Genomic DNA, 13,170 nt, shown 5'->3' with positions numbered 1-13,170 from the left:
ACACCACCCACCAGCCGCACTGGTGCGCTGATGTTATTGCGCGGGTGCAGCTACAGGCGCCGCAGACGCGGGCGTGCTGCTCAGGCCCAGCGTCGCACCCGGCCCTACCTTGGCTTCGGCCCGCAAGCGCCACTTGGCCGCCTCGTCTTCCAGCTGTACCAACCAACGCTGGTTGACCAGGGGGCTCGCCAGACGACCGGCCAGCATGGCGCCATCCGCCGGTTGCAAGGTCACCACCTGATCCAAGCCAGATCGGGTGGGATGGGCAAACCGCAACTTCAAGGGCGCAGGGCTTGCCGGCAGGGGCACCAGTAACACGCGCACACTTTGGCCATCCTCGGCCATAAATAGCTGCGCCGACAAACCCAAGGCGCTGGCCTGCCGATCGCGGGCCATCTCCATGCCTATCTCATTGCCACGCTTGTAATAGTCGTCAACCACCAGGCCATCATTGCTCTGTATGGCCACCTTGATCAGGTGTATGCAAGCCAGCACCGTCACCAGCAGCAAGCCCAGGAAAAGCAGTACGACAGGCTGGCGATACCAGCGATTGGAATCAGACATGGCAAAAACCCGCAATGAAATACCGGACCCGGTCGGGCCCGGTCTGTTACTGGCCGATGAAGCTCGACTTCTCGCGCACCTTGAGCGTCAGGTCGTCCGCTGCCTGCACCACAAAGTAGATCTTCTTGGAACCCCGCGTAACCAGCTGCGGTTCCACCTGCACCCGGATGCCCACCACGGCCGAACCATTCCCCGGCACCTCGACGATATCGCCCTGGTCGCTCAACACCTTGAGATCAGGCAGGCCCTCGGCACGGATGACAAAGCGGTGCAGCTTCTCATCGGTGTTCTCAATCTGCAGCCTATAGCTATTCTCCACCAGCCCCTCGTCCGTCTCTCGCACCAAGGCATTACGGTCGCGCAGGATATTCACCTTGATGGGCGACTTCAGCACCAGCGATACCGCCACTGCGGCCAACACCAGGAACAAGGCTGCGCTGTAAATGATCACCCTAGGCCGCAGTATGTGATTGGCGATCTCTTTTTCCGGGTACTTATGCGCCAGCGCATTCTCAGTGGTGTAGCGCACCAAGCCACGCGGATAACCCATCTTGTCCATGATGCTGTCACAGGCGTCGATACAGGCACCGCAGGCAATACACTCATACTGCAGGCCATCCCGGATATCGATACCTACCGGGCAAACCTGCACGCACAGCTTGCAATCGATGCAGTCGCCCTTGCCTTCAGCCTTGTAATCATCCGTCTTCTTGCGGCTGCCACGCGGCTCACCCCGCTCGGCGTCGTAGCTGATGATCAGGGTATCCGGGTCGAACATGGCACTCTGGAAGCGGGCGTAGGGACACATGTACTTGCATACCTGCTCACGCATCCAGCCGGCGTTGCCATAGGTGGCAAAACCGTAGAACAGTATCCAGAAGGTCTCCCATGGGCCGGTCGAGAGCATGAGTACCTTGCTGGCCAGCTCACGTATGGGGGTGAAATAGCCCACAAAGGTAAAGCCGGTCCACAGGGCGATGACTATCCAGATGGCGTGCTTGGTGTACTTGAGCCGCAGCCTGCGCAGGTTCATGGGGCCGTTGTCCAGCTTGATACGAGCCAGGCGATCGCCTTCCACCCATTTCTCCACCCACAGGAATATCTCGGTGTAGACGGTTTGCGGGCAGGAATAGCCACACCATAGCCGCCCGCCTATCGAGGTCCAGACGAACAGGCCAAAGGCGCTGACCAGCAACAGGGCCGTCAGGTAGATCAGATCTTGCGGCAGGAAGATAAAACCGAAGATGTAGAACTTGCGATGCACCAGGTCGAACAGCAACATCTGCCGGTCACCCCAGTGCAGCCAGGGCATGCCATAGAAGAACAACTGGGTGGCCACCAGCCAGAACCAGCGCCACTGGGTAAACCGCCCGGTCACCCAGCGCGGATAGACCTTCTTGTGTTTCTCGTACAGTACCACCTCCTCCAATTCGACCGGGCTATCGGCCGGGGTGGCAGGCACCACCTTGATGGGTATGGTCTTGAAGGTCTTGGACATGGCTTAGGCTCTCAAACATCTCTCGAAAGCGCGGTGCTTTCGGCAAACGTCTGCAGGGGAGCGGCTGTCGCTATCGGCAGGGGCGCTATGGCTGTCCTGCACCGCAATGCATTGTGCCGGATGGCAGCAGCATCCCGCCTGCGACCGATGGTCGCAGGCGGGATGTCTTATCAGGGCTTGGCGCCCGCTTCAGGCTTGTCCGACAAACCGTAGACATAGGCCGCCAGCAGATGAACCTTGCCTTCACCCAACGCATCCTTCCAGGCCGGCATGCGGTTCTTGCGGCCATTGGTGATGGTTTCGGTGATAGCACGCTCACTGCCGCCATACAGCCAGACCGTATCCGTCAGGTTGGGCGCGCCTATCAGCTGGCTACCCTTGCCATCCGCCTGGTGGCAAGCCACACACACCTGCTGGTAGGTGGCCTGACCACGGGCAGCGCGCACCGCGTCATACTTCTTGCTGGCCAGCTTTTGCACGTAGTTGGCCACATCCTTGACCTTCTCCTCGCCAAAAGCCACACCAAAGGCAGGCATCTGGCCTGCACGACCGGCGTTCAGCGTCTCCAGAATCTGCTCAGGCTTACCACCATACAACCAGTCAGCATCAGTCAGGTTGGGAAAGCCCTTGGCGCCACGCGCATCCGAGCCATGGCACTGCATGCAATAGGTCAGGAACAGGCTCTGGCCCGACTTCTGTGCCGCCGGATCCTTGGCCAGGGTTGCCACATCCACCTTCAGATACTTGTCGTACAGGGGCTTGACGTCCTTGTCCTTGGCGGCCGACTCCTGCTCATACTGCCCCACGGCCGTCCAGCCCTTGCTACCCTGGTAAGCGCCCAGGCCAGGGTACAAGGCCAAGTACACCACGGCGAAGATGATGGTCAGATAGAACAAACCCATCCACCACATCGGCAGCGGATTGTTGTACTCCTCCAGGTCGCCATCCCACTTATGGCCGGTCACATCGGCCTGCTGTCCCTTGGGCAGCTTGACCACGCTCTGCGAAATCAGCAGATAAGTCAGCCAGACCAGGGATACGACAACAATGCCGGCTACCCAATAGCCCCAGAATTCGCTGAAAAAATCACTCATTGCTTACTCCCGGCCTGCTCATGCGGCAGGTCGTCGTCATTGATAGGCTGCATGGCCGCTTCATCGAAGCGCTGGCTGGCCGGCTTGCCATAGGCCCACAGGGCGATGCCGACAAAGCAGGTCAGGCCCGCCACGGTGAGAATTTCACGCAGGATATTGATATCCATGTCCGTCACTCCTCAGCGTATGCCCTTGAGCGCCAAGCCCAGGCCCTGCAGATAGGCCACCACCGCATCCATCTCGGTCTTGCCCTCCACCATCTCCGGCGCCTTGGCGATTTCTTCCTTGGTATAGGGCACGCCCACCTTGGTCAGCGCAGTCATGCCTGCCTGCACCTTGGCGGGGTCCACCTTGTTCACCGCCAGCCACGGGAAGGCCGGCATATTGGATTCCGGCACCACATCACGCGGGTTCATCAGGTGCACCACATGCCATTCATCGGAGTAGCGGCCACCCACGCGGGCCAGATCCGGGCCGGTACGCTTGGAGCCCCACTGGAAGGGGTGGTCATACACCGATTCGCCGGCAACTGAGTAATGACCATAGCGCTCGGTTTCAGCACGGAAAGGCCGGATCATCTGCGAGTGGCAGTTGTAGCAGCCCTCGCGGATATAGACATCGCGGCCAGCCAGCTGCAGCGCGTTATAGGGCTTCACACCCGGCGTGGGCTGGGTGGTGGACTTGGAGAACATCAACGGCAGTATCTCCACCAGCATGGCCACACTGATGATCAGCAGCGTAAACACGATCAGGTAGGCGACGTTTTCTTCGATCAGTTTCTGAATCTTATCCATGACGATTCCTAGGCTCAGGCGTGGGCGTGTTGCGACACAGCGGGCACGGGCGCATCAAATGCCTTGCCCTGCATGATGGTGCGAGCCATGTTGTAGGCCATCAGGAACATGCCACCCAGATAGAGCGCACCACCCAGCACACGGACGTAGTAGTACGGATAGGTTGCCTTCACGCTATCGATAAAGGCGTGGGTCAGGGTGCCGTCCATATTGGTCTGGCGCCACATCTGGCCCTGGGTGATACCGGCCATCCACATCGCGGCGATATACAGCACCACGCCTATGGTCGCCATCATGAAGTGCACATCGATCAGCTTGGTCGAGTACATCTTCTCGCGGCCGAACAGGCGCGGAATCAGGTAGTAGATCGAACCAATGGAGATCATCGCCACCCAGCCCAAGGCACCGGAGTGCACATGGCCTATGGTCCAGTCGGTGTAATGGCTCAGCGCATTCACTGTCTTGATCGACATCATCGGGCCTTCAAAGGTCGACATGCCATAGAACGACAGTGCGGTGATCATGAACTTGAGAATGGGGTCGGTGCGCAGCTTATGCCATGCGCCAGACAGGGTCATGATGCCGTTGATCATGCCGCCCCAGCTTGGCGCCAGCAGGATGATGGAGAACGCCATACCCACGCTCTGCGTCCAGTCCGGCAGTGCGGTGTAATGCAGATGGTGAGGACCGGCCCACATATAGGTAAACACCAGCGCCCAGAAGTGCACCACCGACAATCGATAGGAGTAAACCGGACGGCCAGCCTGCTTGGGCACAAAGTAATACATCATGCCGAGGAAGGCAGCGGTCAGGAAGAAACCCACGGCATTGTGGCCGTACCACCATTGCACCATGGCATCCACGGCGCCGGCATAGGCCGAGTAGGATTTCCAGGCACCGGCCGGTATAGCCATGCTATTGACCACATGCAGCAGCGCCACAGCCAGGATAAAGGCTCCGTAGAACCAGTTGGCCACGTAGATGTGCTTCTGGGTACGGCGAGCAATGGTGCCGAAGAAGACAAAGGCGTAGGACAGCCACACCACGGTGATCAGGATATCGATGGGCCATTCAAGCTCAGCGTATTCCTTGCCCGAGGTGTAACCCAGCGGCAAGGTAATGGCGGCCGCCACAATGACCAGTTGCCAGCCCCAGAAGGTAAAGGCCGCCAGCTTGTCGGATATCAGCCGCACCCCACAGGTACGCTGCACCACGTAATAGGAGGTAGCAAACAGCGCGCAGCCACCAAAAGCAAAGATCACCGCATTGGTATGCAGCGGGCGCAGGCGACCGAAATGGAAATAGGGACCGAAGTTCAGTTCAGGCCATGCCATCTGGGCGGCGATGATCACCCCCACCAGCATACCGACTATCCCCCAAACCACCGTCATGATGCTGAACTGCCGCACCACCCGATAGTTGAAGGTCTCCACCCCGCCATGGGGCTCAAGCGCAGAATTGGCCTGCATGAAACTCTCCGAGAACGCAAAAAATCCGGTTCGACCGCAAAAACGGGTCAGCTCACGACGAAACGTGTCGCCGTGTTCTTCTCTCCGCGCCGGTCTGGCACATATTCTTGTAAGGGCTGGTTATCCAGCCTCTGATGCTGTTTACCCTGGCAATGCAGGCCATGGAATACCCATGGCTACGCAGGCTACCGGGCCATCAGCAGGCGACTGGCAGGCGGAGTATGCAAACTCCGTCCGCCGGCTCTATTGATATGCGTCAAGCGGTCGTCAAATACGCCCCAGTGGCGGACAACCACCTGCAAGAAATCGTAGAAAGCTGCTGCAACGCACCAATTTTACCGCCATGACGGCAGTGTGGGCAATCGAGCTTTTGCTCTGAAGCCCGCATACAGCATAGGTTTTCCCGTATTGAAGATATAAAACGAGAACCCCTCTCAGCCATCATCGCCCTGCAGCAATTCGCCCGCCACCCGTTAGCCCGACACCCTGCCTGGGGTGCCATTGTCTTGAACAATAGACGGCAAGCGGACAGCCTACAAAGCAAAACGGCAAGCAACGCTCGCCGTTTCTTGTTGCCGCATCAAATGCTTAGCGTCCGCGACGGACTTACGACAACAGAGAGACCAAGCCCAAAACACACAGAGAGCCTTCCGCCGGCAGGCGGGGCGTAGGGGTGGGGCTCAATCAGGGGAGAGCCTCTGCTTGAGCATCCCCAATGTGCAAGAACCCGGGTTTCCCGGGTTCCCTCGCTGCGCTAATTTACGCGCTGCAGTCCACCACGGCAAAGCGGCCCGTCGAGCGCAGCGAGGTTCCCCGCCGGCGGGCGGGGCGTAGGGGTGGGGCTCAATCAGGGGAGAGCCGCTGCCAGAGCACCCCCAATGCGCAAGAACCCGGGTTTCCCGGGTTCCCTCGCTGAGCTTAATTACGCGCTGCGGTCTGCTGCGGCAAAGCGGCCCGTCGAGCGTAGCGAGGTTCCCCGCCAGCGGGCGGGGCGTAGGGGTGGGGCTCAATCAGGGGAGAGCCGCTGCCAGAGCACCCCCAATGTGCAAGAACCCGGGTTTCCCGGGTTCCCTCGCTGCGCTAATTTACGCGCTGCGGTCCACTACGGTCATGCGGCTCTCAGTGGTGATGACCATGCGGACCATGCACATGGCCATGATCCAGCTCTTCCGCGCTGGCGGCACGCACTTCCGAGACGGTGGCGACAAAACGCAGGCGCTTGCCGGCCAGAGGATGGTTGCCATCCACCACCACCTTGCCATCGGCAATTTCGGTCACGGTGAACAACATCACATCGCCGGTCTCAGGATCATCAGCCTCGAACATCATGCCGACTTCGATTTCCTCAGGGAACACATCCTGCGGCTCGATACGAACCAGCTCGGCATCGTACTCGCCGAAGGCATCATCAGGCTCCATCGAGACATCGATCTTGTCGCCGACCTTCTTGCCGTGCAGGGCTTCTTCAACGGCAGGGAAAATGCCGTCATAGCCACCGTGCAGATAGACCATGGGCTCATCGGCCTGGGTCTGGTCGAGCAGTTCGCCTGCTGCGTCGAACATTTCATAGTGCAGCGAGACAACCGAATTCTTGACGATTTCCATGAGGGCTTTCCTTGGACGACGCCTAAGCGTCGAGTTGCTGAATAAGTTTGAGCACGTCTGCGGCATGGCCACGCGGAGTAACGTTGTAGAGCGCATGACGCAACGTGCCGTTGCGATCAACAATGAATGTCGACCGTACGGTACCGAATTTTACCACGCCATTGCGTTCCATCTCCCGCAGTGTGTGATATCGACGTGACACTTCTGTTTCAGAATCCGACAACAGCCTCACCATCAAGCCATGCTTGTCGCGGAATACCTCATGGCAGAGCGGGTCATCCAGGCTCACGCCCAACACCACGGCATTGGATTTGGCAAAACGGTCGGCCAGATCCGAGAACTCGATGGCCTCGCGCGTACAGCCAGGGTCATCGTCACGGTGATAAAAATACAGCACTACCGTCTTGTCGCCCTTAAAATCCGACAGCTTGACCATGTCCATGGCGGCATCGGGCAGTTCAAAATCGGGCGCAGGCCCGCCGGCTTCAAGCATATGCATGCACCCCCGTCTTGAACGAACTCACATCCAACCCTCGTAGCGATACCAATCCAGACCCCGCCTGTGCCTTGTCTACACGCCCTCGGCCTCGAACAGCATCAGGGCATGCGGCTACCCTCCCACAGCTGCTGCTGCACAGCGCGGCGCCGGGTGAGATAATCCGGCCCATACCACTTTTTTCTATATAGCCCATATGCCCAATCCGCCACTCGGCAATCTGACGGCCGAGCAGTTTCTGGCCGACTACTGGCAGAAAAAGCCGCTGCTGATACGCCAGGCCGTCACCCAATTCGACTGGCTGCCTGAACTGCCCGACCTGCTTGCCCTCGCAGAACAAGAAGACGTCGAATCGCGCCTGATCGAACAGAAACAAGGTCGCTGGACCTGTGAGTCCGGCCCTTTCCGGCCATCCCGTTTCAAAAAGCTGGCGGAGGCGGACTGGACGGTACTGGTACAGAACGTCAACCATCACATCCCTTTCGCGGCACAACTGCTGTATCGCTTCGATTTCATCCCCCATGTTCGGCTGGATGACCTGATGATCAGCTACGCCCCGGCCGGTGGCGGCGTGGGGCCTCACTTCGACAGCTACGATGTGTTCCTGTTGCAGGTAGGCGGCAAAAAGCGCTGGCGCATCTCATCGCAGACCGACCTGACCCTGGTCGAGGATGCCCCCTTGAAGGTGCTGCAGCATTTCGAGCACGAGCAGGAATGGGTGCTGGAGCATGGCGACATGCTTTACCTGCCACCCCGCTATGCCCATGAAGGCGTGGCGCTGGAGCCCGGCCAGACCTGGTCGGTGGGATTCCGCGCCCCCACGGCACAGGAGCTGGGCGGTGCCTTTCTCGACTTCCTGCGTGACCGTATTGAACTCGATGGCATCTATACCGACCCAGGCCTGACCCTGCCGGCCGACCCGGCACGCCTGCACGCCGACTTTGTCCGGCAGGTAGCTGGCATGTTGCAGGGCATCCGCTGGGATGAAACCATCGTGCGCGATTTTGTCGGCCGCTACTTCAGCGAGCCCAAGGCCCATGTGTTCTACGATGGCCCGGACGATGACTTGGGTGAGGCGAAGTTTGCCAAAGCCGTCGCCAAGCAGGGTGTCGCGCTGGATCTCAAATCCGTCATGCTGTTCGATGACGAGCATATCTACATCAATGGCGACACCCTGGAGGCAGGCCAGGCAGCCCACGCCGTACTCCGGCAACTGGCCAACCAGCGCAAACTGCCGCCCGGCAAGTATGAGGAGTCGGTACTGGCAGCGCTGTATGAGTGCTACAACTACGGTTATTTGCAGTTGGGCGCAGGCTGAGCCACCACAGAGCCGCCCCTAGCAACACCACGCCCACCTTACCCGACACGATGACCACCGCACCGTCATCGTGCACTACCCATCAGGAATGCATCATGTCCAAACACGAATTCCCCACAGACTGCCCTTGCGGTAGCGGCAAGCCCTACAAGGAATGCTGCTTCATGCTCCATATGGAAAAAGAAGGCGCCCGCAATCCCGAGGCACTGATGCGTTCGCGTTACAGCGCCTATGTCATGAAAAAGGCCGACTACCTGCTCTATAGCTGGCACCCCGATACCCGTCCGGACGACCTCAACCTCAAGGATGACTCCGCCAAATGGGTAGGCCTGACCATCAAGGGCAGCGAAGCCGGCGGCCCGGATGACGAAGAAGGTACGGTGGAATTCGTCGCCAAGTACAAGATAGGCGGCAAGGCCGCCAAGGTGGCCGAGAAAAGCCGTTTCGTCCGCTACAAGGGCCGCTGGGTCTACCTGGATGGCAAGGTAGAAGAGTAAATACTGCGCCTCGCAACTGCGGGCACAACAGGCCAGCGCACCGATGTCATGCAGGCGCTGGCCGACCCTATACCGGCGTGCCTGCCTCCTGGGCCCGATATGCTCCCTGCCACTCCACCGGCACGGTTACACCGCCCCCCACTACCATGCACATACGCCTAGCCCAAGCCGCCGATGCCGGCGCCATCGCCTCGCTCTACCATGAGCTGGTAGACGACCCTGCCATCACGGTACTACCGGAACAGATAGAACAGTTGGCCGCCAACCCAGACCAGGCCCTGCTGGTGGTCGAGCAGCAGGATAGCCTGCTGGCAACTGTCCACCTGCAGTTCTGCCCAGACACCATGTACGCCCGCCAACCCTATGCCCTGCTGGAGAACCTGGTGGTCGCCGCCAGCGCGCGCGGCCAGGGCATAGGCGCCTTGCTGCTGGCAGAGGTAGAGCGACGCTGCCTGGCGCGCGATTGCTCCAAGATCATGCTACTCAGCACCGCCAGCCGCCTCGATGCCCATCGCTTCTTTGCCGCGCAGGGCTACGATGGTGAGCGCAAGCGCGGATTCGTGAAATACCGGCGCAATTTCCGCAGCGATGCCATCTGATGGCCAAGGCACTGGGCCAAACGATATAAAAAGCAATTCGTCGCGGTAATCGCTAAACTCTGCGCGTCCAACCTGCCGCTACGGCGGCATAGCCCAGAGTACGCCCATGACCCAACTGCATATCTCCACCGCTTTCGATTCCGGCGCCATCGAGGTGGTCAGCCTGGCCGATCATCGCGATATCCAGCTCAAGATCAAGCCCGACAACGCCAGCGAATTCGCCCAGTGGTTCCACTTCCGCCTGCAGGGCGCCACTGGCCTGCCCGTCAGCATGCGCTTTCTCAATGCAGGCAGCAGTGCCTATCCCAAGGGTTGGCCCGATTACCGCGTAGTGGCCAGCTACGATCGCCAGCACTGGTTCCGCCTGCCCACCAGATTTGATGGCCAGGTAATGACCACCCAGCTCACCCCGCTGGCACAAAGCGTCTACTTTGCCTACTTCGAACCCTACTCGTACGAGCGCCACCTCGATCTGATCGGCTTTGCCACCGAATCGGACAAGGTCGAGGTCGAGCACCTGGGCCAGACGCTGGATGGCCGCGACATGACCCTGCTGCGCATCACCGACGAGGAAAGCACCACGCCGCTGGCGCAGAAGAAAAAGGTGTGGCTGATTGCCCGCCAGCACCCAGGCGAGACCATGGCCGAGTGGTTTGTGGAAGGCTTCCTGGAGCGCCTGCTGGACAGTGACGACCCAGTCAGCCGGGTACTGCTGGGCCAATGTGTGTTCCATGTGGTGCCCAATATGAACCCCGACGGCGCCGCCCGAGGCAACCTGCGCACCAATGCCGCCGGTGCCAACCTCAATCGCGAATGGGGCAACCCCACGCTGGAACGCTCGCCCGAGGTCTTGCTGGTACGCCAGAAGATGCAGGCCACCGGCGTCGACCTCTTCCTGGACGCCCACGGCGACGAAGCCCTGCCCTACAACTTCGTGGCCGGCTGCGAAGGCAACCCTGGCTACACACCCCGGCTGGAAGCGCTGGAAAATGCCTTCAAACAAGCCTGGATCAACGCCAGCCCAGACTTCCAGGACAAGTTCGGCTACGAGCGCGACAAGGCCGGCGAAGGCAATCTCACCCTGGCGACCAACTGGGTGGGACAAAACTTCGACTGCTTGTCCTACACCATAGAAATGCCGTTCAAGGACAACGCCAACCTGCCGGACGAAGAATACGGCTGGAGCGGCGAGCGCTCGAAGAAGCTGGGGGCATCGGTGCTGCAACCCATCCTGGCCGTGCTAGACCAGGTGCGCTGATACCGCAAACCCACAGGGCGGCCTACGGGCCGCTTTTTCTTTTGCGCAACAAGCAGCTACCGATCATCGCCTTAAGCCCAAATCGGCCTTGCCATCGCCATTGGCGCTCGACCATACCGGTGTTATCCAATAACCACACTGCAGCAGGAGGCATATCATGGAGAAACACCGTCGTATCGTCCGCAGTTGCCTGTTTGGCCTGGCACTGGCAGCCCCTGCCGCCTGGGCCGGGGTATTCGATATCACCGCTACCGTGAATGGCCAGACTCAATCCCGCCAGTACGATACGGCCGAGGATGCCCTGGCCGCCACGACCGATGCCGGCATGCGCGCGTTGATCGCCAACTACAACGGCACCGAAACGGCCAGCCTGAAGCTGGATTTCCGTGGCGTGAACATGTTGCTGGCCTATCCGACCCAGGGCAGTACCCTGCTGCGACTGGATATCCCCGTGCTCAACCTCAGCCAGACCTTCCAGGGGGCGAGCCGCGATGCCAGCGAGGACTTGCTCAAGGATTACTTCAAGAAAAACCCGGATCTGCTGTCACGGCTGCAGCGGGCTCTGGTCGAAACCTCGCCGGTAGACCCGGTGGCCGGCAACCCCAACAGCATGATGAGCCGGGGTGCGGCGCAAGACTACGGCCTGGGCCTGGTCAGTCCCAGCCAGGCCAGTGGCAAGGCCGACAAGCCCAGTGGGCTGGTGGGATTCATGCCCAGCTATACCAAGCTGGTGGCCAATGGCGTGAGCAATCCACGGGATATGGATAGCGATGCGGCCAGCCTGCCGCTGTCCTACTCACGCCAGTTTGAAACACCGGGTCGTGAGCTGACCATCTACGTGCCCTTGGCACAGACCGATGTGGAAGGTGCCAAGGCCTACGATGTGGGTATGTCGGTGACCTATCGCGGCCCGATATCGGAGCAATGGTATCTGGCCTTCACGGGTGGCCTGCGCGCCACCGGCTCGCCCGATCTGGGCTCTGGCGTGGCCATGGGCAATGCCACCATTACCAGCAGCTATGTGATACCGGGCAAGGACTTCAGCTTCACCATCGGCAATATGGTGGGCTTCTACAAGGCGCTCAAGCTCAAGGTCAACGATGTCGCCTACGACCCCGACATACGCAACACGGTATTCCGCAACGGGGTGCTGATCGAGCAAAACACCACCATGATGCTGGGTGACGAGCCTGTGACCTGGGAATACGCCCTGGTCGATACCCGATATACCGGCACCCGCCTGTTCAACCGCAATCAACAGGAGGTCAGCGTCACCTTTGGCAGCAAGCGGGCAGCCAATGCCCGCACCAGCAGCATGCGCGGCGGCCTGAGCTATATCCGCGCACCTCACGCCAAGGGTTTCAGCCTCAGCTTTGGCTATTGGTTCTGATACTACCTCCTGGACAGCCCCCTACCCTGTGCAATGCAACCAGGGGGCTGCCAACCCTAGCCTGGGCTTGGTAGCCCCAAGGCAGCCAGCACGGCCTGCAAGCGCGCCGCCGGGCTGCCCTGTACCACGACATGGGCGGCGCCAGCCTGCATCAAGGCATCGCGATAGCGTACAAACAAGGCCTCTCTGTCCTCGGGGTTCTCCCTCAATGGGTCGGGCTCCCAGGCGATATCGGGCGTGGGCAGCACATGCAGCACATAGTCATCGGCTTGCCAGCAGGCTCGAATCGCTGCCGGGCAATGCCCAAAGCGCACCTCGGCCCAGATCATGCAGACCAAGGCGTTGGTATCGCACACCAGCCAATCGCTCCCGCCGCTGGCCTGCCAACGCAGCGGATCAGCCTCGCCAGCCAGTTGCCCCTGCGCAATAGCCACGATATCCGCCAGGCCATAAGCGACAGTTGCGCGTGTCGCCAGATAGTGCCGCGCATACTCAGGCAGCCAGGCCGCACCCAGTGCCTGTGCCAGATCCTGGCTTAATGTCGTTTTGCCGGATGACTCGGCGCCCACCACCGCAATCTTGCGCATG

14 protein-coding genes are annotated in these 13,170 nt (G+C 60.1%); 5 read left to right on the top strand and 9 right to left on the bottom strand.

Features of this window, described 5'->3' with window-relative positions:
• Positions 1–33: 33 nt before the first annotated feature.
• The 8 genes from V7714_RS00835 to V7714_RS00800 form a co-directional block, all read right to left on the bottom strand.
• Positions 34–564 carry a FixH family protein gene (locus V7714_RS00835; RefSeq protein ID WP_335387338.1) on the bottom strand — a complete coding sequence of 177 codons (531 nt, stop codon included), beginning with the start codon at positions 562–564 and terminating at the stop codon, positions 34–36.
• 46 nt (positions 565–610) lie between these two features.
• Positions 611–2,062: a cytochrome c oxidase accessory protein CcoG gene (gene ccoG / locus V7714_RS00830; protein WP_335387337.1), complete on the bottom strand. Its 1,452-nt coding sequence runs from the start codon at positions 2,060–2,062 to the stop codon at positions 611–613.
• A gap of 170 nt (positions 2,063–2,232) precedes the next feature.
• On the bottom strand, positions 2,233–3,156 hold the full coding sequence (ccoP, locus tag V7714_RS00825) for a cytochrome-c oxidase, cbb3-type subunit III (RefSeq protein WP_335387336.1): 924 nt from the start codon (positions 3,154–3,156) through the stop codon (positions 2,233–2,235).
• Positions 3,153–3,323: a cbb3-type cytochrome oxidase subunit 3 gene (locus V7714_RS00820; protein ID WP_308447537.1), complete on the bottom strand. Its 171-nt coding sequence runs from the start codon at positions 3,321–3,323 to the stop codon at positions 3,153–3,155. Before V7714_RS00820 ends, ccoP begins: the two co-directional genes overlap by 4 nt.
• Before the next feature lie 12 nt (positions 3,324–3,335).
• Positions 3,336–3,950: a cytochrome-c oxidase, cbb3-type subunit II gene (ccoO, locus tag V7714_RS00815; RefSeq protein ID WP_290332491.1), complete on the bottom strand. Its 615-nt coding sequence runs from the start codon at positions 3,948–3,950 to the stop codon at positions 3,336–3,338.
• Between the two features lie 14 nt (positions 3,951–3,964).
• Positions 3,965–5,419, bottom strand: a complete 1,455-nt coding sequence (gene ccoN / locus V7714_RS00810) for a cytochrome-c oxidase, cbb3-type subunit I (RefSeq protein WP_335387335.1) — start codon at positions 5,417–5,419, stop codon at positions 3,965–3,967.
• A gap of 1,119 nt (positions 5,420–6,538) precedes the next feature.
• On the bottom strand, positions 6,539–7,024 hold the full coding sequence (locus tag V7714_RS00805; RefSeq protein WP_284196716.1) for an FKBP-type peptidyl-prolyl cis-trans isomerase: 486 nt from the start codon (positions 7,022–7,024) through the stop codon (positions 6,539–6,541).
• 22 nt (positions 7,025–7,046) lie between these two features.
• Entirely contained in the window at positions 7,047–7,523 is a 477-nt protein-coding gene (locus V7714_RS00800; RefSeq protein ID WP_335387334.1) for a peroxiredoxin, read from the bottom strand.
• A 193-nt stretch (positions 7,524–7,716) separates the two neighbouring features.
• Between V7714_RS00800 and V7714_RS00795 the strand changes: the two genes are divergently transcribed.
• The 5 genes from V7714_RS00795 to V7714_RS00775 all read left to right on the top strand — a co-directional run bounded on the left by V7714_RS00795 (position 7,717) and on the right by V7714_RS00775 (position 12,582).
• Positions 7,717–8,838, top strand: coding sequence for a cupin domain-containing protein (locus V7714_RS00795; RefSeq protein WP_335387333.1), 1,122 nt, complete (start codon positions 7,717–7,719; stop codon positions 8,836–8,838).
• 95 nt (positions 8,839–8,933) lie between these two features.
• On the top strand, positions 8,934–9,335 hold the full coding sequence (locus tag V7714_RS00790; protein WP_284196719.1) for a YchJ family protein: 402 nt from the start codon (positions 8,934–8,936) through the stop codon (positions 9,333–9,335).
• 146 nt (positions 9,336–9,481) lie between these two features.
• Complete coding sequence (locus V7714_RS00785) at positions 9,482–9,934, top strand: GNAT family N-acetyltransferase (RefSeq protein WP_335387331.1); 453 nt, start codon at positions 9,482–9,484, stop codon at positions 9,932–9,934.
• A 106-nt stretch (positions 9,935–10,040) separates the two neighbouring features.
• Entirely contained in the window at positions 10,041–11,192 is a 1,152-nt protein-coding gene (locus tag V7714_RS00780; RefSeq protein WP_335387330.1) for a M14 family metallopeptidase, read from the top strand.
• A gap of 157 nt (positions 11,193–11,349) precedes the next feature.
• A complete protein-coding gene (locus V7714_RS00775; RefSeq protein WP_335387329.1) occupies positions 11,350–12,582 on the top strand; it encodes a hypothetical protein in 1,233 nt (410 codons plus the stop codon).
• 56 nt (positions 12,583–12,638) lie between these two features.
• On the opposite strand, the gene V7714_RS00770 is transcribed toward V7714_RS00775, so the two are convergent.
• Positions 12,639–13,169, bottom strand: a complete 531-nt coding sequence (locus V7714_RS00770) for an ATP-binding protein (protein WP_335387328.1) — start codon at positions 13,167–13,169, stop codon at positions 12,639–12,641.
• Position 13,170 lies beyond the last annotated feature (1 nt).

The sequence above is a fragment of the Chitinimonas sp. JJ19 genome, from assembly GCF_036961565.1.
Lineage (GTDB): Bacteria > Pseudomonadota > Gammaproteobacteria > Burkholderiales > Chitinimonadaceae > Chitinimonas.
The sequence above is the reverse complement of the archived record's forward strand: the minus strand, read 5'-3'. Positions and strand labels throughout refer to the sequence as shown.